This is a genomic window from Streptomyces sp. NPDC026522, from assembly GCF_055567555.1.
The window spans coordinates 43,803-61,630 of sequence record NZ_JBVHQF010000003.1; the positions used below are offsets into that span (position 1 = coordinate 43,803).

Below are 17,828 nucleotides of genomic sequence, written 5' to 3' on the forward strand. Positions count from 1 at the left end.
TCGCCCCTGTGGTTGACTCCCGCACCTATCTCCTTTGCCTACGCTGGGTTACGTGCAGCGCCTCTACGATTTCCTCCGCAGACACCCGACAGGGGTCGACAGCTTCTGGGCCGTCCTCCTGTGCGGGATCGCGCTGCTGGACCTGGCGTCCGCCGACCACTACAGCACCGGGCAACGGCTGCTCATCGTGCCCTCGGTGCTCGCGATGGGCGTCGTCATCGCGCTGCGCCGCAAGTGGACGCCGCAGATGTTCTGGCTGGCGGTGGGCACCGGCGCCTACCAGCTGGCCGCCGGTGTCGAGGTGCACAACGGCGACTTCGGGATGCTGGTGATCCTCTACACCGTGGCGGCCTCGGGCGAGGTCTCGCGCCGGCTCTCCCGGTTCGCGTTCGCGCTCGGGCTGACCGCCTCGCCGCTGTACGCCCTGCGCTTCCACGTCGACAAGGGCAACACCAGCGACAACTTCTTCTTCACCCTCTTCGCCGTCGTCCCCTTCGCCCTCGCCTGGGTGCTGGGCGACTCGCTGCGCACCCGCCGCGCCTACTACGCGCAGCTCGTCGAGCGCAACCAGCGGCTGGAGAAGGAGCGCGAGGCGCAGTCCAAGGTGGCCGTCGCCGCCGAACGCGCCCGGATCGCCCGCGAGCTGCACGACGTCGTCGCGCACAACGTCTCGGTGATGGTGGTCCAGGCGGACGGTGCCGCGTACGTCATGGACGTGGCACCGGAACAGGCCAAGGAGGCGCTCCAGACCATCTCCGGCACCGGCCGCCAGGCACTGGCCGAGATGCGGCGGCTGCTGGGCGTGCTGCGCACCGGCGAACCGCAGGAGTCCGAGGACTACGTGCCGCAGCCGGACGTCGAACAGATCGAGGTCCTGGTGGAGCAGGTCCGCACGGCCGGGCTCGACGTGGACTTCGCCGTCGAGGGCGCGCCGCGGCGGCTGCCGAGCGGGGTGGAGCTGACGGCGTACCGGATCGTGCAGGAGGCACTGACCAATACGCGCAAGCACGGCGGCCCGGAGGCGAAGGCGAGCGTCCGGCTGGTGTACTTCGACGACGGGCTCGGCCTGCTGATCGAGGACGACGGGCGGGGCGCCGCCCACGAACTGTACGAGGACGGCGGCGTCGACGGCGCCGGGCACGGACTGATCGGCATGCGGGAGCGCATCGGTATGGTCGGCGGCACGCTGGACGCGGGCCCGCGGCCGGGCGGCGGCTTCCGGATCAGCGCGCTCCTCCCACTCAAGAAGAGGTGATTGATGTCCATCCGCGTGATGCTGGTCGACGACCAGGTACTGCTGCGCACGGGCTTCCGGATGGTGCTCGCGGCCCAGCCGGACATGGAGGTCGTGGCCGAGGCGGGTGACGGCCTGGAGGCGCTGGAGGTGCTGCGGGCCACCCAGGTGGACGTGGTGCTGATGGACGTGCGGATGCCCAGGCTCGACGGGGTCGAGGCGACGCGGCGCATCTGTGAGCCGGAGGAGCACCCCAAGGTGATCATCCTGACCACCTTCGACCTGGACGAGTACGCGTTCTCCGGTCTCAAGGCGGGCGCGAGCGGCTTCATGCTCAAGGACGTCCCGCCGGCGGAGCTGCTGGCCGCGATCCGCTCGGTGCACAGCGGCGACGCGGTGGTGGCGCCGTCGACGACGCGGCGGCTGCTGGACCGGTTCGCGCCGATGCTGCCGACGACCTCGCAGGAACCGCGGAACAAGGAGATCGAGCGGCTGACGGAGCGGGAGCGGGAGGTCATGCTGCTGGTGGCGCAGGGCCTGTCGAACGGGGAGATCGCGGCCCGGCTGGTGCTGTCGGAGGCGACGGTGAAGACGCACGTGGGCCGGATCCTGACGAAGCTGGGCCTGCGCGACCGGGTGCAAGTGGTCGTCCTGGCCTACGAGTCCGGCCTGGTCCGCGCGGGCGGCGGCCCGGCCGCCTGACGGCGGCCGGGCGGTTCCGGCGGTATCCGGCGGTATCCAGTGGAGACGGCCTAGCCGAACTGGCCGGGCTGGTAGTCGCCGGCGGGCTGCTGGACGATGACGTTGAGCCGGTTGTAGGCGTTGATGAGGGCGATCAGCGATACGAGGGCGACGAGCTGCTCCTCGTCGTAGTGCTTGGCGGCGTTCGCCCACACCTCGTCCGGGACGCCGCCGGCCGCGTCCGCGATGCGGGTCCCCTGCTCCACCAGCTCCAGTGCGGCGCGCTCGGCGTCGGTGAACACCGTGGCCTCCCGCCACACCGCGACCAGGTGCAGGCGCTGCGCGTCCTCACCGGCGGCGAGGGCGTCCTTGACATGCATGTCGGTGCAGAACCCGCACCCGTTGACCTGGCTGGCACGGATCTTCACCAGCTCCTGCGTCGCGGCGGGCAGCGCCGAGTCGGAGATCACCTTCCCCGCCGAATTGATGTGCTTGAGGAACTTGCCTGCGGTCGCGTTGCCGAAGACGTTCAAACGGGCGCTCATCGTGGACTCCTCTGCCGTGGTACGGGCTGACACAGCTCTGACGGCGCGGCCCGGCCCGATGTGACAGGCCCCGGACGAGACGCACGTCACCGCCCCGGGCCGTCAGGTCATCCAGCGGTCCGGCCGGGCCGTGCCGCGCGAGGTGCGCGAGCGGTCGGCCTGGGCGTGGAGCAGGGCGGCCGCCTCCGGCGCCGGACGGAGCCGGGCCGTCACCGTGCCGTTGGCCCCGGTGTCGAGGTGTACGTCGGCCACGCCGTGCACCCGCATCCACGGGCCCCGGGTGAGCCGGACGCTCTGCACCTTGGCGTGCGGGACGATCTCCGTACGGCGGCGCAGCAGCCCGCGCCGGGCGGCGAACACCTCCGCGGAGACGGCCACGGCGTAGCCGCGCCACCGGACCGGAGCCACCCACCGGGCGCCGGACCGCGGGGCGGGGGCGAAGCGCAGCGCCGCCAGGTCCACGCCCGGCAGCACGCGCGCGATCACCCCGTACGCGGCGTCCCGCGCGGCCACCGGCACCAGGACGTCGTTCTTCGAGCCCGCCACCGCCAGCTCCACCCGCACCCAGCCGCGCCGCCGCCACAGCAGCGGCTCGACGATCCGTACGGTCTGCACCCGGCCCGGCGGCACCGTCTCGTGCACCCGGTCCGCCAGCCCGTGGTCGAGCCGCAGCCCGTCGGGGGACTCCGCGACCGTCCAGTCGTACTCGGTGAGGAACCGGCCCGCGCTGCTTTTCCAGGCCCCGCCCAGCATCGGCAGCAGGACCGCCGCGGCCGCCCACGGGTTGGCGCTGAACCACCACACCGCCACGGGGACGAGCAGCCCGCCGACGACCGCCGCGAGCACCTCCAGGCTCAGCAGCATCGAGACCACCAGCTCGCGCGGCCCGACCCGGAGCAGCGCCCGCTCCGGCGCCTCGCCGAGCGCCACCGCCTCGGCCGGGGCGAAGCCGGCGGCCCGGGCCAGCAGTTCGGCGCGCAGCGCGGCGGCGTCCTGCTCCGCCAGGTACGCCAGCTCGTCCTTGTCGTCGGTGCCGATGACGTCGATCCGCAGCTTCGCGACCCCCGCGAGCCGGGCCAGCAGCGGCCGGGTGACGTCCACCGCCTGGATCCGGTCGAGCCGGATGTGGGCGGTGCGGCGGAAGAGCAGCCCGCTGCGGATGCGCAGCTCGGTTCCGGTGACGGCGTAGTGCGTGAACCACCAGCTCAGCAGCCCGTACGTACCGAAGACGAGGAGCAGGGCGAGGAGGACCAGGAAACGGAGCGGCACGGACAGCTCCGTGATCCACTCCTCGGCCCGGTCGCCCTGCTGGGCGACCACGCCGATGACCGCCGCGATCGGCACCCAGGCGCGCAGCAGCGGAGTCAGCGGGTGCAGCCGGCGCTCGTACGCGGCTGCCGCGGGCGCCCCCGGCAGCCCCGGCGGCTCCGGCAGCTCCACCCCCTCGGCGCCCCGGGCGTCCGCCGTGCTCACAGGCCGGCCGATCTTGCCTCGCCCAGCTCGGTCAGCCGGTCGCGCAGCCGCTCGGCCTCCGCCGGGACCAGCCCGGGGATCTTCGCGTCGGTCGCCGCGGCCGCCGTGTGCAGCTGTACGGAGGCCAGCCCGAAGCGCCGCTCCAGCGGCCCCGAGGTCACCTCCACCAGCTGCATGCGCCCGTACGGCACCACCGTCTGGGCCCGCCACAGCACGCCCCGGGTGATCAGCAGGTCATCGGCCCGCTCCGCGTACCGCCACGACCGCCAGTTCCGCCCGAGCAGCACCCAGCCCCACGCCAGCGCCGCCAGCCACACCGCCCCGCAGGCCGCCCACGCCGGGCCGGCGGTGAGCCCCAGCACGACCCCCGTCACCGCCGTGAGGAGCAGTGCCCAGCACGCCAGCAGCAGCCGACGCAGCCTGAGCAGGCCGCCCGGCAGTCCCACCCAGTCGGGGAGGCTCGTCTCACCCGTTGTCCCGATTTCCATGCGCACAGCGTAGGGCTGCGAGAATACGGCCATGACGGAGACCACGGTCGGCATCGGCGGGGCGGCGGAGAGCACCGACATGGTGCTCAACATCGGACCGCAGCACCCTTCCACGCACGGCGTCCTGCGCCTGCGCCTCGTCCTGGACGGCGAGCGCATCGTCAGCGCCGAGCCGGTGGTCGGCTACATGCACCGCGGCGCCGAGAAGCTCTTCGAGGCCCGCGACTACCGGCAGATCGTGATGCTGGCCAACCGCCACGACTGGCTGTCCGCGTTCTCGAACGAACTCGGCGTGGTCATGGCCGTCGAGCGGATGCTGGGCATGGAGGTCCCCGAGCGGGCCGTGTGGATGCGGACCCTGCTCGCCGAGCTGAACCGGGTGCTGAACCACCTGATGTTCCTCGGGTCGTACCCGCTCGAACTTGGCGGGATCACCCCGATCTTCCACGCGTTCCGTGAGCGCGAGGAGCTCCAGGCCGTCATGGAGGAGATCTCCGGCGGCCGGATGCACTACATGTTCAACCGGGTCGGCGGCCTCAAGGAGGACCTGCCCGCCGGCTGGCTCGGCCGGGCCCGCGCCGCGATCGCCGACGTCCGCACCCGCATGGACGTCTACGACAAGCTGGTCCACGGCAACGAGATCTTCCGCGGCCGCACCCGCGGGGTGGGGGTGCTGTCGGCGGAGGCCGTGCACGCGTACGGGGTCTCCGGCCCCATCGCCCGCGCCTCCGGCGTCGACTTCGACCTGCGCCGCGACGAGCCGTACCTGGCCTACGGCGAACTCCAGGACGTGCTCAAGGTGATCACCCGGACCGAGGGCGACTGCCTGGCCCGCTTCGAGGTGCTGCTCGACCAGACCCACAACGCCCTCGACCTCGCCGTGGCCTGCCTGGACCGGATGGCGGAGCTGCCGCCCGGGCCGGTCAACCAGCGCCTGCCGAAGGTCCTGAAGGCGCCCGAGGGGAGCACGTACGCCTGGACCGAGAACCCCCTCGGCATCAACGGCTACTACCTCGTCTCGAAGGGCGAGAAGACCCCCTACCGGCTGAAGCTGCGCTCGGCGTCCTTCAACAACATCCAGGCGCTGGCGGTGCTGCTGCCCGGCCAGCTGGTCGCGGACATGGTGGCGATCCTCGGCTCGCTGTTCTTCGTGGTCGGGGACATCGACAAGTAACGGGCCGGGGCGGCCGCCGGCCGGACCGGGGCGCCGCCGGGTCCGGCGGCCCGGATGTCGGTGGCGGGGTGCAGACTGGGGGCATGTCCCACTCCCCCCGGCGGGCCTGCCCCGCCTGCGGCCGCGACTGCGCGGTGACGGCCGGCCGGATCGCCCGCCACGACCCGCCCGGCGGCCGGGAGCGCGGTGGGCTGGTGTCCTGCCCCGGCTCCCGGGCCCGGGTGGTCCTGGGCGCCTCGGCCCCCACCCTGGACGGCTTCACGTTGGGCCCGCACCCGGGCCAGCTGCCGCTGTTCTGACGGCGCCGGCCTCGTAGCCGGGACCCGGCCGGACTGGACCCGGGCTACGAGTACGGCGGGTCCTACGAGATGGCGCTGCGCAGGCGGGCCACGTCGACCGGCTCGGTCTCGTCGTGGGCCGTCAGGTCGATGACCTGGCCCACCGCGCGCTGTTCGGCGGTGAGCGCCTTGAACTCCGGTTCGGTGTCGCCCTGTCCGGCCGACTCCGCCTTGTGCACCGCGAGGGCCTCCGCGCCGACGACGTCCGCGAGGTCCTCGTTCTGCACGGACTCGATCACGGCGCGGGCCTGCGCGGCGGTCTTGGTGCCGAAGAAGTCGAAGCCGCCCTCGACCCGCGAAGCCGACCGCCGGGGAGGCGAGTACGGGGCCACCGCCGCCGCGAGCCGCCGGGCCGGGACCTGAGCGGCGGGACCGCCCGGCGCAGCCGCCGCGGCCGTACGGCCGTGCGCGTCCGGCTCGCCCGCCGGGGCCTGCGCCCCGGGCGCGCCCGACGGGCCCGCCACCGCGGCCCGCTGCTCCGCCTTGCGCACCAGCGCGGCCATCGCCGCGTTGGCGCGGGCGTACCCGACCGCCGTGGGCGCGCCGCTGCTGGTACGTTCCTGCGACACCGCCGGGAGTTCCTTCGGCGCGGCCGGACCCGAGGCCGCCTCAAGGGCGAGCAGCCGGCGCCGCTCCAGGGCGCTGGCGCGTTCGGTTTCGGCGGTGGCGTACCGGCGCAGCAGCGCGGCGTGTTCGCCGCGCAGGCCCGCCAGTTCCACACGCTTGGCGCGCAGCTTCGCATCGAGCTTGGCGCGCAGCACGCGGGCTTCTTCCAGGTCGGTTTCGAGCTCGGCTATCCGCTCTTCCGTCTTCCACTCGTCCTTGACCCGCTCGCGGGCGAGCTCCGCCACCCGGCGTCCGGCCGAGCGGTCCCAGGAGCGCATCACGACGGCGCCGGCCACGCCCGCGGCGGCCGTGAGGGCCACGAGCAGGCGCAGCGCCACCGGTTCCGCGAGCAGCCAGGCCGCGCCGGCACCGGCCACGGAAACACCGGCGAGGGCCGTCGGAGTGAGCAGACGGTGCAGAGGTTCTGGATTGCGGTGGCGTCCACGGGGCATGGCCTGAAATTTACAGGGCGTGGGCGTGGTGTGGGGTAGCCGCCCGGCAATCTCTTACCAGGCGGTTACCCGCCATTTCCGCATCAAACGCGTAACTGATCTTCGCCCGGGGCTACTTCTTGATCAGACCCTTGGATTCCAGGTACGCCTTGGCGACGTCGGCGGCCTTCGCGCGCTCCGCGTCCACCTTCCGGTTGAGGTCGACGAGGTCGGCCGTCGTCAGCGTCTTGGTGAGCCCGTCGAGCGCCGCCGCGACCTCCGGTGCGCCGGCGTCCTTGGCGTTGACGACCGGCAGGACGTTGTCGGCGTTCTGGAGCTTCTTGTCGTCCTCCAGCAGCACCAGCCCGTAGCCGTCGAGGGTGGCGTCGGTGGTCGTGGTCAGCACGAGCTGGTCCACGCCGTCCTTGACTGCCTGCTTGGCCTGCGGGGTGCCGACCCCCTTCGGGTCAATACCGGAGACCGCAATTCCGTATGTCTTCTCCAACCCGGGCTGGCAGAAGGGGCGGACGGCGCATTCGTCACCGGCCGCGATCTTCACCTTGAGTCCCGACTTACCAAGATCGGAAAGGCTCTTGAGGTTGTTCTTCGCGGCGAATTCCTTGGTCACCGCGAAAGCGTTCTGGTCGACCGCCGAACCCGCCGGCAGCACCTTGAGCCCGAGCGGGGTCGCGAGCTTCTCCAGCGCCGCCACCGTCGCCGTCGCGTCGCTCGACGCGACCGGCTTGTCCTTCGGCGCGTCCTTGCCGTTGACCTTGGCGTTCAGGAACTCCGCGAGCGTGGCCGCGTACTCGGGGACGACGTCGATCTCGCCCTTCTCCAGCGACGGCTCGTACAGCTCGCGGTTGTTGACCGTGGTGACGGAGGTCGAGTAGCCCGCGTTCCGCAGGACCTGCGCGTACAGCTCCGCCAGCACGTTGGACTCGGTGAAGCCGGCCGCGCCGATCACCAGCTTGCCCTTCGCGCCGCCGCCCGGGGCGGAGGAGGCCGAGCCGCCGTTCTTCGCCTTCTCCAGGCTGTCGCCGCCGCACGCGGTGAGCGATGCGGCGAGGGCGGCCGCACCCAGCGCCGCGCCGAGGACGTGCAGGGACTTGCTCATGTGGTGCTCCTCCAGAGGAGTGGGGCCGACGGGAAACGTGAGAGGTCGAACGGGACGGCGGGCGGACGGTCAGCGGGCCGCCGACGGGTGGCGCGGCAACAGCCGGTCGGCCGCCACCAGCGCCCCCTCCACCAGCAGGGCCAGCAGCGCCACGAGCACGGCGCCCGCCACCACCTGCGCTGTGTTGTACGTGTTGAACCCGGCGGTGATGATCCGGCCCAGGCCGCCCTGGCCGACCATCGCCGCGATCGTGGCGGTGGCGATGACCTGGACGGCGCCCGAGCGCAGCCCCGTCATCACCAGCCCCCGAGCGAGCGGCAGTTCCACCCGCAGGAACAGCTGCCCACCGGACATCCCCATGCCCCGGGCCGCCTCGACCACCGAACGGTCCACCTCGCGCATGCCCACGTACGCGTTGGTCAGCAGCGGCGGGATCGCGAACAGCACCAGCGCGATGACGGTCGGCAGATAGCCGGCGCTGCGCAGGGGCGAGACCATGAACAGGGCGAGCACCGCGAAGACCGGGACGGCCCGCCCGGCATTGGACACGTTCACCGCGAGGGTGCCGCCCTTGCCGAGGTGGCCGAGCCACAGCCCGAGCGGCAGCGCCACCGCGCAGGCGACGGCCAGCGCGATCCCGCTGACGAACACGTGCTCGCCGAGCCGGTGCCAGACACCGTTCTCCCCGGCCCAGTTGGCGCCGTCCGTCAGCCAGTCCCACGCCCCGCCCAGTACGCCCACGGCTCAGGCACCTCCGGACGGGACCGGCACGGGAACGTCCGGGGCCGCCGCCCTGCGCGGCGCGCGGGCCGCCCGGGTCCACGGCGTGAGCAGCCGCTGCACCCCGAGCAGCAGCAGGTCGGCCGCCAGGGCGAGCAGCACGCAGAGCACCGACGCGGTGAGCACCTGGGCCTTGAAGGAGCTGTTCACGGCGGGGGCGATCAGGTTGCCCAGGCCGCCCTTGCCCACGATGGAGCCGACGGTCGTCAGCGCCACCGTGGACACGGTGGCGATCCGCACTCCGGCCAGCAGCGCGGGCAGTGCCAGGGGCAGTTCGACCTGCCACAGCAGCCGCCCCGGGCCGTACCCCATCCCGCGCGCCGCTTCCCGTACGTCCTCGGGCACGGCCGCGAGGCCGGCCAGCACGTTGCGGACCAGGATGGTCAGCGAGTACAGCACGAGCCCGGTCACCACCAGCGCCGCGGACAGCCCGAAGAGCGGCAGCAGCAGCGAGAACATCGCGAGGGACGGGATCGTGTAGAGCAGGGTGGTCAGCCCGAGGACCGGCGCCGCCCAACGGCGGCCGCGGCGGGCCAGCAGCGCGAGCGGCACCGAGACGACGAGACCGATCAGCACCGAGACGAGGGTGATCCACACGTGCTGGACGGTGGCGTCGGTGAGCTCCTGGGAGCGGGAGGTGACGTACTCCCAGCAGAACCAGTCGTTGTCCACCAGGCAGTTCCGCTTGTCCATCCTGCTCACCTCCTGTCACCGGACGCATACGTGTGCGATCGAGGGCCGCCGCGCGGGGACCCGGCCGGAACCGACCCTAACCCCCAGCACCGACATTGGCCGGAATCCTTCGCAGTCGGGTAACACTCTCGTCACACACGTTGCCCGCCGAGTGAGGAAAGATGGCGAGGTGATCCGATTCGAGCATGTGACCAAGCGCTACCCCGACGGGACCACGGCCGTCGAGGACCTGTCCTTCGAGGTGGCGGAAGGCGAGCTGGTCACGCTGGTCGGCCCCTCCGGCTGCGGCAAGACGACCACCATGAAGATGGTCAACCGGCTGATCGAGCCGACGTCGGGCCGGATCCTGCTGGCCGGCGAGGACATTTCGGCCGCCGATCCCGTGGAGCTGCGCCGCCGCATCGGCTACGTCATCCAGCAGGTCGGGCTGTTCCCCCACAAAACGGTGCTGGAGAACACGGCGACCGTGCCCCAGCTGATCGGCACCCCCAAGGCCAAGGCCCGGGCCCGCGCCGCCGAACTCCTCGACCTCGTCGGACTGGATCCGTCGGTGTACGGGGACCGGTACCCGCAGCAGTTGTCCGGCGGCCAGCGCCAGCGCGTCGGCGTGGCCCGCGCGTTGGCCGCCGACCCACCGGTACTGCTGATGGACGAGCCGTTCGGCGCGGTGGACCCGGTGGTGCGCGAACGCCTCCAGAACGAGTTCCTGGAACTCCAGCGCACCGTGCGCAAGACGATCCTGCTGGTCACGCACGACCTGGAGGAGGCGATCCGGCTCGGCGACCGCATCGCCGTCTACGGCACGGGCACCATCGAGCAGTTCGCCCGCCCGGCCGTGGTGCTGGCCGCGCCCGCCACCGAGTACGTGGCCTCCTTCGTCGGCGCCGACCGCGGCCTCAAGCGGCTCGCGGTCACCGCCGTCGACCCGGCCGACCTGGCCCCGGCGGGCGGCGCCGCGGCCCCGGCCGCCGACGTACCGCTGGGCGCCACGCTGCGCGAGGCGCTCGCGGCGCTGCTCCAGGAGGACTCCGGCCGGATCGGCGTCAAGGACCCGGACTCCGGCGCGCTGCTCGGCGTACTGACCCCCGAGGCCGTGCACCGGGCGCTGCGGCGGGCCCAGCTCCAGGAGGCCTGACGGCCGCGAGCGGGCGGAAACCAAAAGGAGAGTGACCGGCCGTCAGGGCCCGTCACTCTCCTGCCTTCCACCCGCCGGATCCCCGCCGGCGGCCCGGGTCAGGCCTGCATCCGGCCGCTCAGCCAGACCAGCATCGGCGCGATCTCGCGGCGCCAGGTGTTGAAGTTGTGGCCGCCGCTGTCGAGGACGATCGAGGAGACCCGGTCCGAGCCCTTGACCAGCTTGATGAACTTCTTGGTGTCACCCAGGTTGTCCTCGCCCTTCTCGCTGGTCGTGACCAGGAAGGAGGTGCCGGTCGGCTTCTTGTTTTCGACGCTGTGCAGGACGTCGGCGCGCTTCTTCAGCTTGTCGTCGCCCTTGAACAGGTCACCGGTCGTCGGGTCGTCCGCGGCCTGGTAGTAGGCGGACAGGCCCACCCCGGCGCCGAAGGTCTGCGGGTAGTGCGCGGCGATCTTCAAGGCGCAGTAGCCGCCCGTGGAGTTCCCGACGAAGCCCATGTTCTGCGGCTTCTTGCCCACCCGGAAGGTGGACTGGATCGCCCGCGGCAGGTCCTGCCCGAAGAAGGTCTCGGTCTGCGGGCCGCCCGGGATGTCCACGCACTCCGTGTCGCGCGGGGGCGCGACCGTCGGGCGGAGCATCACGAGGATCATCGGCTGCATCTTGCCCGCTTTGGCCTGCTTGAAGGCCGTCATCGGGTAGTTCAGCCCTTTGATCAGGTTTTCGGCCGTACCCGGGTAGCCCGTCAGCACGATGGAGGCCGGGAAGTTCTTGTTCTTGTAGTGCGGCTGGAAGTACTCCGGCGGCAGCCACACGTACCCGGGGCTGGTTATCTTCGACTTGTCGCCGGTTATGGCAACCTTGAGGATCTGACCACCGACCTGGGGCTTGGCGCCGCCCGGCACGTCCAGGCTCTGCTTGTCGACGACCTTGATGTCCTTCGTGCTCATCGAGTGGTCGACGACCTTGCCCATGGACGTCTGCTGGCCGAACAGGTCGGCCCAGGAACCGTAGAAGAGGAAAGACTTGTTCGCCGCGAGGCCGACCGCCGAGAACAGCGCCAGCTGGGTCACGAGCAGGAGGCCGATCCGGCCGAGCAACGCACGCCAGGTGCGGCCCGAGAGCCGCGGCCAGAACCACACCGTGGCCGCGAACAGCAGCACACCGAGGATGATGGCCAGGACCAGAACCGTATTACTGGTGAGACCCATGAGCAGTCAGTCGACTTTCTGGTGGCAGGGCTAGTTTTCTCGACGGAAGAGTGAACCCGCTCGCCCTCGATGTCGTCCTAGGGGACGCACCACACTCCGGAGGCTGTCGCGGCCTTCGGCCACATGATCTCTCGCGGAGCAACGGGAAGCGATGTCTAGCAGGATAGATGGCGATAAGTCGGGACAGGTTCCGAAGGCGGTCCGCCGATTCCTCCGCGGACCCAAGCCGGAGTCGGTGCCCGGCCTGGTAGGTACGGCCGTCATGATCGTCGGTCTGCTGGACATCGCGGGCGGTGTCTTCCCGCGGTTCCGGCACAGCCGGTTCCACTCGGTCACCGAGGTGCTGCCGGGCGCCCTGGGTCCGTTCGCCGCCGCGCTCTCCATCAGCGCGGGCGTACTGATCCTGCTGCTGGCCCACGGCCTCAAGCGGCGCAAGCGGCGGGCCTGGCGGGCCGCCGTCGTCCTGCTGCCGGCCGGCGCAGTGGCGCAGTTCACGTACCGGCACTCCGTGATCGGAGTGGTCATCGCGGCGGTGCTGCTCGGCCTGCTGGTGCGCCACCAGGATGAATTCAAGGCCCTGCCGGACCCCCGCAGCCGCTGGAAGGCGCTGGCCAACTTCGTCCTGATGAGCGCCGGCTCCATCGGTCTCGGCCTGGTCATCGTCAACGTCCACCCGAACAAGGTCGTCGGCAACCCGAGCCTGTACGAGCAGATCACGCACGTCGTCTACGGGCTCTTCGGCTTCGAGGGACCGGTCGACTACTCGGGCCGCGTCTCCTGGACCGTCGGGTACTCCCTCGGCGCGCTGGGCATGCTGACCGCCGTCACCACCATCTACCTGGCCTTCCGCCCCGAGCACCCGGCCGCCCGGCTCACCTCCGACGACGAGGCCAAGCTGCGCGAGCTGCTGGCCAAGCACGGCGGCCGCGACTCCCTCGGCCACTTCGCGCTGCGCCGCGACAAGGCCGTGGTGTTCTCCCCCAGCGGCAAGGCCGCCGTCACCTACCGCGTCGTCTCCGGCGTGATGCTCGCCTCCGGCGACCCGGTCGGCGACGTCGAGGCCTGGCCCGGCGCCATCGAGCGGTTCATGGAGGAGGCCAAGACCCACTCCTGGACCCCGGCCGTCGTGGGTTGCAGCGAGACCGGCGGCGAGGTCTGGACCCGGGAGACCGGCCTGGACGCGCTGGAGCTGGGTGACGAGGCGATCGTCGACGTCAAAGACTTCTCCCTCGCCGGACGCGCCATGCGCAACGTCCGCCAGATGGTGAAGCGCATCGAGCGCAACGGCTACACCACCAAGGTCCGCCGGGTCAGCGAGCTGACCGAGCAGGAGCTGGAGCAGGTCCGCGGCGCCGCCGAGGCCTGGCGCGGCACCGATACCGAGCGCGGCTTCTCCATGGCGCTGGGCCGGGTCGGCGACCCGGGCGACGGGGACTGCTTCATCGCCACCGCGCACCGCGTGGAGGAGGGCGACACCAGCCCGTACGGCGACCTCAAGGCCATCCTGCACTTCGTCCCGTGGGGCAAGGACGGCATGTCGTTGGAGCTGATGCGCCGCGACCGCGCCGCCGACCCCGGAATGAACGAGCTGCTGATCGTCGCCTCCCTGGGGGCCTGCCCGGACCTCGGCATCGAGAAGGTCTCGCTGAACTTCGCGATGTTCCGCGCGGCCCTCGCCCGTGGCGAGAAGATCGGCGCCGGTCCGGTCCTGCGGATGTGGCGCGGGCTGCTGGTCTTCCTGTCGCGCTGGTTCCAGATCGAGTCCCTGTACAAGTTCAACGAGAAGTTCCGCCCCCGCTGGGAGCCGCGCTTCATGGTCTACCGGCAGACCCGCGACCTGCCCCGGATCGGCTTCGCCGTGATGCAGGCCGAGGGCTTCGTGACGCTGGCCCTGCCCCGGCTCTTCGCGAGCCGCCGCCGCCCGAAGCCGGTCCGCCCGTGCGCCCACACGCACGACGCCCCGACGGTCCCGCCCCAGCCGGGCGACCGCGAAGTCCAGGCGGCCTAGCCCCCGGACGACGCACCCGCCCGGGGCCAGCGCCCCGGGCGGTGGGCGCGGGCCGCGCTCGGCGCAGGCCCTCGTGCCCGGCCGGCGTAGGCCGCCACCCACGGCCGCGTAGACCGCGGGGCCCCCGGTTCCCGGCGGCGGGCACGATGCCGTCCAGCGGAGGTCGGCCACGACGGCCCGGCCGTACGGCCCGCACATCCGTGACGTCCGCCACGACGGAAGCGGACGGACGCAGCCGCCGTGGCGGCCAGGACGCCCCCCACCTCGCGCTCGGCCAGGAACCGGAAGCCCGGTCGGCACAGACCGCCGGACCCGCACCAGCACAGGCCACGGGTTTCCCGGCGGCACAAGCCCGACGGCACGGGCCGCAGGTTCCCAGCGGCGTGCACGATCCGCCCAGCGGAGGTCGGCCACGACGGCGCGTACGGCCCGCACATCCGTGACGTCCGCCACAACGGAAGCGGACGGACGCAGCCGCCGTGGCGGCCAGGACGCCCCCCACCTCGCGCTCGGCCAGGAACCGGAAGCCGGGGCGGCACAGACCGCAGGACCCGGGCAGCGCAGACGGCGAGAGAGCGCGGCGTGCACGATGCCGTCCAACCGGCCCTGCCCGGCCCGGACGTCGGCCACCATGGCCCGTACGGCCCGCGCGCCCGTGACGTCCGCCCGGTGCTAGCGGACGGACGCAGCCGCCGTGGCGGGGGGCGGCCAGGATCCGGGAGCCCGGGCGGCACAGACCGCGAGGCGCGGTAGGCGCAGGCCGCCGGGCACTGGCGGCGCAAGCCGCGTGGTGGGGCGCCCGGGCCGGGCGCCCCACCACGGCTTCGCAGGCGGCCGCTCCTCGGGCGACCGCACGGGCGCCGGTGGCCGGGATCTCGGGCCCGCGGGGCCGTGCCCGGCCGCCGCCCGGCCAGGGCACGGGCCCTACCCTTGAGCTATGAACACCAACCACGGGGCCACCGGCCGGGGCCGGGTGACGGGCCTGCCGGAGTGGGACCGCTGCGGGGTCATGGGCGTCGTGAACGTCACCCCCGACTCCTTCTCCGACGGCGGCCGCTGGTTCGACACCACCGCCGCCGTCAAGCGCGGCCTCGACCTCGTCGCCCAGGGCGCCGACCTCGTCGACGTCGGCGGCGAGTCGACCCGGCCCGGCGCCACCCGCGTCGACGCCGAAGAGGAGCTGCGCCGGGTCGTCCCGGTGGTGCGCGGCCTCGCCGCCGAGGGGGTCGTCGTCTCCGTCGACACCATGCGGGCCGAGGTCGCGGCGCAGGCCGTCGCCGCCGGAGCGCGCCTGGTCAACGACGTCAGCGGCGGACTCGCCGACCCCGGCATGATCCCGGCCGTGGCCGCCGCGGAGGTGCCGTTCGTGGTCATGCACTGGCGCGGCTTCAGCGCCGGCATGAACAGCCTCGCCGTCTACACGGACGTGCTCGCCGAGGTCACCGCCGAACTCCGCGACCGCATCGACGCCGTCATCGCCGGCGGCATCGCGCCCGAGCGGCTCGTGGTCGACCCGGGGCTGGGCTTCGCGAAGAACGCCGAGCACGACCTGGCACTCGTCGCCCACCTGCGCGAGCTGCGGGAGCTGGGCTTCCCGCTGCTGGTCGCCGCCTCGCGGAAGCGTTTCCTCGGCCGGGTGCTGGCCGGCGCCGACGCCGCCCCGCCGCCCGCCCGGGAGCGGGACGCCGCCACGGCCGCCGTCTCCGCCATCGCCGCCCACCAGGGCGCCTGGGCGGTCCGGGTCCACGAGGTACGGGCGAGCGCCGACGCGGTTCGGGTGGCCCGCGCCGTGGAAGGGGCACTGTGATCCGTCAGAGCGACCGGGAAGGGGCACGGTGAGCCGTACCGACATCGAGGCCGTCGAAGAGATCAACACCGCCTTCTACGAGGCCATGGAGCAGGGGGACTTCGACGCACTGTCGGCGCTCTGGCTGGAGGACGAGATCTCGTGCGTGCACCCCGGCTGGCCGGTGCTCTCCGGGCGCGGCGAGGTACTGCGCTCGTACGCCCTGATCATGTCCCACACGGAGTACATCCAGTTCTTCCTCACCGACACCAAGGTGGCCGTCCTCGGCGACACCGCCCTGGTCACCTGCACCGAGAACATCCTCAGCGGCGGGCCCGCCGAGGACGGCGGGGAACTGGGCCCGCTGGTCGGTCAGCTGGTCGTCGCCACGAATGTGTTCCGACGCACACCGGAAGGCTGGCGCCTGTGGTCCCACCACGGTTCCCCGGTCCTTACGGACTCCGAAGATGAGGACGAAGGGGACACGGACTGACCCCATGGGCGGGGCCGGAGGTTTATCGCAGGTAAATTCGAAGGTGGACGACGCCGACCGCACTCGGCGTAGGCCCATGGCCCCGGGGAGTCCCCGGGCCGGAAGCACCTACGAAACAGGAGTGATTCGCGTGGATCGTGTCGCGCTGCGCGGCCTCAAGGCTCGCGGGCACCACGGCGTCTTCCCCCGGGAACGCGAAGAAGGCCAGACCTTCATCGTCGACCTGGTGCTGCACATCGACGCCCGCCCCGCGGCGGCCGACGACGACCTGGCCAAGACCGTGCACTACGGGGTGGTGGCCGAGGAAGTCGTCGACGTGGTCCAGGGAGAGCCGGTCGACCTGATCGAGACCCTCGCCGAGCGGATCGCACAGCAGTGCCTCAAGCACGAAGCGGTGGCGCAGGTCGAGGTCGTCGTCCACAAGCCGGACGCGCCGATCACCGTCCCCTTCGACGACGTGACCATCACGATCACCCGGAGCCGCGCATGAACAACGGACTCAGCGCCCAGAGCGACCCCACCGTCCAGCCCGTGCCCGCCTCGGTGGTGGAGCAGGTCGACGCTGCGGACACCACCCTGTCCAACCCCAAATGGGCCGTCGTCGCGCTGGGCGCGAACCTCGGCAACCGCCTGGAGACCCTCCAGGGCGCCATCGACGCCCTCGGTGACACCCCGGGCCTGCGGGTCAAGGCCGTCTCCCCCGTCTACGAGACCGAGCCGTGGGGCGTCGCGCCCGGCTCGCAGCCCTCGTACCTCAACGCGGTCGTCAGCGTGAAGACCACCCTGCCCCCCTCCTCCCTGCTGGAGCGCGGGCACGCCATCGAGGAAGCCTTCGACCGCGTCCGCGAGGAGCGCTGGGGGCCGCGCACGATCGACGTGGACATCGTCGCGTACGCCGACGTGGTCTCCGACGACCCGGTCCTCACCCTGCCCCACCCCCGGGCCCACCAGCGGGCCTTCGTGCTCGCGCCCTGGCACGACATCGACCCCGAGGCCCAGCTCCCGGGCCACGGCGCGGTCTCCGCGCTGCTGGCCGGAATCGGCCTGACCGGCGTCGCTGCGCGTCCGGACCTGGAACTCCACCTCCCCGAGTAGTCGTTAGCCTGTTCACTGCTGACGGAACGGCTCAGAAAGCGGGGAACGGGCACGTGAAGCAACTGAGGCCGGCGGTCCTGGCGGGCATCTTCGTGGTGGCCGGGGTGCTGTCCTGGGCGGGCGCCCGGCTGTGGAACGCCTACGGCACCCTGCCGGGCGTGCCCCTGGCCGCGCCGGTCGTCCTCGCGGTGATCGCGGTGATCCTCTTCGCGACGGGGCTGTCGATGCGGGCGCGCCTGAAGGCGCAGCGCGAGCGCCGTCCGGGCGCGAAGGGGGTCGAACCCCTGATGGCGGCCCGTGCGGTGGTCTTCGGGCAGGCCAGCGCCCTGGTCGCGGCCCTGGTGGCGGGCATGTACGGGGGTGTCGGGGTGTTCCTGCTGACCGACTCCCTCGACGTCCCGGCCCGACGCGACCAGGCCTGGTACGCGGGCGGCTCCGTCCTGGCGGGCGCGGCGGTCATCGCGGCGGCCCTCTTCCTGGAGCACGTCCTCAAGCTGCCCGAGGACGACGACACCACCCCGCAGTCCCCGGCCCGCGCCTGAC

The 17,828-nt window shown here is 72.3% G+C and carries 19 protein-coding genes; 11 read left to right on the forward strand and 8 right to left on the reverse strand.

The features are described 5' to 3' along the window. The first annotated feature begins 52 nt into the window (after window positions 1-52). Together ACZ4M3_RS08565 and ACZ4M3_RS08570 are read left to right on the forward strand one after the other, a co-directional pair. On the forward strand, window positions 53-1,255 hold the full coding sequence (locus tag ACZ4M3_RS08565) for a sensor histidine kinase (RefSeq protein ID WP_467730876.1): 1,203 nt from the start codon (window positions 53-55) through the stop codon (window positions 1,253-1,255). A gap of 3 nt (window positions 1,256-1,258) precedes the next feature. Beyond that, the gene (locus ACZ4M3_RS08570; RefSeq protein WP_467730877.1) at window positions 1,259-1,936 is read left to right on the forward strand and encodes a response regulator; all 678 of its coding nucleotides are present in this window, start codon (window positions 1,259-1,261) and stop codon (window positions 1,934-1,936) included. A gap of 50 nt (window positions 1,937-1,986) precedes the next feature. Here the strand turns inward: ACZ4M3_RS08570 and ACZ4M3_RS08575 are convergent, their stop codons facing one another. From ACZ4M3_RS08575 to ACZ4M3_RS08585, 3 genes are all read right to left on the reverse strand, one after another. Continuing rightward, window positions 1,987-2,460: a carboxymuconolactone decarboxylase family protein gene (locus tag ACZ4M3_RS08575; protein WP_467730878.1), complete on the reverse strand. Its 474-nt coding sequence runs from the start codon at window positions 2,458-2,460 to the stop codon at window positions 1,987-1,989. Between the two features lie 102 nt (window positions 2,461-2,562). Then, window positions 2,563-3,933 carry a PH domain-containing protein gene (locus tag ACZ4M3_RS08580; protein WP_467730879.1) on the reverse strand — a complete coding sequence of 457 codons (1,371 nt, stop codon included), beginning with the start codon at window positions 3,931-3,933 and terminating at the stop codon, window positions 2,563-2,565. Next, complete coding sequence (locus ACZ4M3_RS08585) at window positions 3,930-4,421, reverse strand: PH domain-containing protein (RefSeq protein WP_467730880.1); 492 nt, start codon at window positions 4,419-4,421, stop codon at window positions 3,930-3,932. The genes ACZ4M3_RS08580 and ACZ4M3_RS08585 overlap by 4 nt, the downstream gene beginning before the upstream one ends. Before the next feature lie 31 nt (window positions 4,422-4,452). On the opposite strand from ACZ4M3_RS08585, the gene ACZ4M3_RS08590 reads away from it, so the two are divergent. After that, a complete protein-coding gene (locus ACZ4M3_RS08590) occupies window positions 4,453-5,595 on the forward strand; it encodes an NADH-quinone oxidoreductase subunit D (RefSeq protein WP_467730881.1) in 1,143 nt (380 codons plus the stop codon). Window positions 5,596-5,678: 83 nt separating this feature from the next. Then, a complete protein-coding gene (locus ACZ4M3_RS08595) occupies window positions 5,679-5,894 on the forward strand; it encodes a hypothetical protein (RefSeq protein WP_190185956.1) in 216 nt (71 codons plus the stop codon). A 62-nt stretch (window positions 5,895-5,956) separates the two neighbouring features. On the opposite strand, the gene ACZ4M3_RS08600 is transcribed toward ACZ4M3_RS08595, so the two are convergent. From ACZ4M3_RS08600 to ACZ4M3_RS08615, 4 genes are all read right to left on the reverse strand, one after another. Then, the gene (locus ACZ4M3_RS08600; protein WP_467730882.1) at window positions 5,957-6,991 is read right to left on the reverse strand and encodes a coiled-coil domain-containing protein; all 1,035 of its coding nucleotides are present in this window, start codon (window positions 6,989-6,991) and stop codon (window positions 5,957-5,959) included. A gap of 112 nt (window positions 6,992-7,103) precedes the next feature. Next, the gene (locus ACZ4M3_RS08605; RefSeq protein WP_467730883.1) at window positions 7,104-8,087 is read right to left on the reverse strand and encodes an ABC transporter substrate-binding protein; all 984 of its coding nucleotides are present in this window, start codon (window positions 8,085-8,087) and stop codon (window positions 7,104-7,106) included. A 69-nt stretch (window positions 8,088-8,156) separates the two neighbouring features. After that, complete coding sequence (locus ACZ4M3_RS08610; RefSeq protein WP_467730884.1) at window positions 8,157-8,828, reverse strand: ABC transporter permease; 672 nt, start codon at window positions 8,826-8,828, stop codon at window positions 8,157-8,159. 3 nt (window positions 8,829-8,831) lie between these two features. Then, on the reverse strand, window positions 8,832-9,560 hold the full coding sequence (locus tag ACZ4M3_RS08615) for an ABC transporter permease (RefSeq protein WP_467730885.1): 729 nt from the start codon (window positions 9,558-9,560) through the stop codon (window positions 8,832-8,834). Window positions 9,561-9,729: 169 nt separating this feature from the next. Here ACZ4M3_RS08615 and ACZ4M3_RS08620 point away from each other — a divergent pair, with 169 nt between their 5' ends. Next, the gene (locus tag ACZ4M3_RS08620) at window positions 9,730-10,695 is read left to right on the forward strand and encodes an ABC transporter ATP-binding protein (RefSeq protein WP_467730886.1); all 966 of its coding nucleotides are present in this window, start codon (window positions 9,730-9,732) and stop codon (window positions 10,693-10,695) included. Window positions 10,696-10,793: 98 nt separating this feature from the next. On the opposite strand, the gene ACZ4M3_RS08625 is transcribed toward ACZ4M3_RS08620, so the two are convergent. After that, a complete protein-coding gene (locus ACZ4M3_RS08625) occupies window positions 10,794-11,903 on the reverse strand; it encodes an alpha/beta hydrolase (RefSeq protein WP_467730887.1) in 1,110 nt (369 codons plus the stop codon). 151 nt (window positions 11,904-12,054) lie between these two features. Between ACZ4M3_RS08625 and ACZ4M3_RS08630 the strand changes: the two genes are divergently transcribed. The 6 genes from ACZ4M3_RS08630 (at window position 12,055) to ACZ4M3_RS08655 (ending at window position 17,827) form a co-directional block, all read left to right on the forward strand. Then, the gene (locus tag ACZ4M3_RS08630) at window positions 12,055-13,911 is read left to right on the forward strand and encodes a phosphatidylglycerol lysyltransferase domain-containing protein (protein WP_467730888.1); all 1,857 of its coding nucleotides are present in this window, start codon (window positions 12,055-12,057) and stop codon (window positions 13,909-13,911) included. A 937-nt stretch (window positions 13,912-14,848) separates the two neighbouring features. Next, the gene (gene folP / locus ACZ4M3_RS08635) at window positions 14,849-15,718 is read left to right on the forward strand and encodes a dihydropteroate synthase (RefSeq protein WP_467730889.1); all 870 of its coding nucleotides are present in this window, start codon (window positions 14,849-14,851) and stop codon (window positions 15,716-15,718) included. Window positions 15,719-15,746: 28 nt separating this feature from the next. Beyond that, window positions 15,747-16,190, forward strand: a complete 444-nt coding sequence (locus ACZ4M3_RS08640; protein WP_453356701.1) for a nuclear transport factor 2 family protein — start codon at window positions 15,747-15,749, stop codon at window positions 16,188-16,190. Between the two features lie 130 nt (window positions 16,191-16,320). Further along, window positions 16,321-16,680, forward strand: coding sequence for a dihydroneopterin aldolase (folB, locus tag ACZ4M3_RS08645; protein WP_136216387.1), 360 nt, complete (start codon window positions 16,321-16,323; stop codon window positions 16,678-16,680). Next, on the forward strand, window positions 16,677-17,285 hold the full coding sequence (gene folK, locus ACZ4M3_RS08650; RefSeq protein WP_467730890.1) for a 2-amino-4-hydroxy-6-hydroxymethyldihydropteridine diphosphokinase: 609 nt from the start codon (window positions 16,677-16,679) through the stop codon (window positions 17,283-17,285). Before folB ends, folK begins: the two co-directional genes overlap by 4 nt. 53 nt (window positions 17,286-17,338) lie before the next feature. Beyond that, entirely contained in the window at window positions 17,339-17,827 is a 489-nt protein-coding gene (locus tag ACZ4M3_RS08655; RefSeq protein WP_467730891.1) for a DUF3180 domain-containing protein, read from the forward strand. The last annotated feature ends 1 nt before the right edge of the window (window position 17,828 follow it).

Excerpts from the sequence above, each read along its gene's own strand:
- ACZ4M3_RS08570 (WP_467730877.1), top strand. The coding sequence starts at position 1,259 with ATGTCCATCCGCGTGATGCTGGTCGACGACCAGGTACTGCTGCGCACG.
- ACZ4M3_RS08575 (WP_467730878.1), bottom strand. The coding sequence starts at position 2,460 with ATGAGCGCCCGTTTGAACGTCTTCGGCAACGCGACCGCAGGCAAGTTC.
- ACZ4M3_RS08585 (WP_467730880.1), bottom strand. The coding sequence starts at position 4,421 with ATGGAAATCGGGACAACGGGTGAGACGAGCCTCCCCGACTGGGTGGGA.
- ACZ4M3_RS08590 (WP_467730881.1), top strand. The coding sequence starts at position 4,453 with ATGACGGAGACCACGGTCGGCATCGGCGGGGCGGCGGAGAGCACCGAC.
- ACZ4M3_RS08595 (WP_190185956.1), top strand. The coding sequence starts at position 5,679 with ATGTCCCACTCCCCCCGGCGGGCCTGCCCCGCCTGCGGCCGCGACTGC.
- ACZ4M3_RS08600 (WP_467730882.1), bottom strand. The coding sequence starts at position 6,991 with ATGCCCCGTGGACGCCACCGCAATCCAGAACCTCTGCACCGTCTGCTC.
- ACZ4M3_RS08605 (WP_467730883.1), bottom strand. The coding sequence starts at position 8,087 with ATGAGCAAGTCCCTGCACGTCCTCGGCGCGGCGCTGGGTGCGGCCGCC.
- ACZ4M3_RS08615 (WP_467730885.1), bottom strand. The coding sequence starts at position 9,560 with ATGGACAAGCGGAACTGCCTGGTGGACAACGACTGGTTCTGCTGGGAG.
- ACZ4M3_RS08625 (WP_467730887.1), bottom strand. The coding sequence starts at position 11,903 with ATGGGTCTCACCAGTAATACGGTTCTGGTCCTGGCCATCATCCTCGGT.
- ACZ4M3_RS08630 (WP_467730888.1), top strand. The coding sequence starts at position 12,055 with ATGTCTAGCAGGATAGATGGCGATAAGTCGGGACAGGTTCCGAAGGCG.
- folP (WP_467730889.1), top strand. The coding sequence starts at position 14,849 with ATGAACACCAACCACGGGGCCACCGGCCGGGGCCGGGTGACGGGCCTG.
- folK (WP_467730890.1), top strand. The coding sequence starts at position 16,677 with ATGAACAACGGACTCAGCGCCCAGAGCGACCCCACCGTCCAGCCCGTG.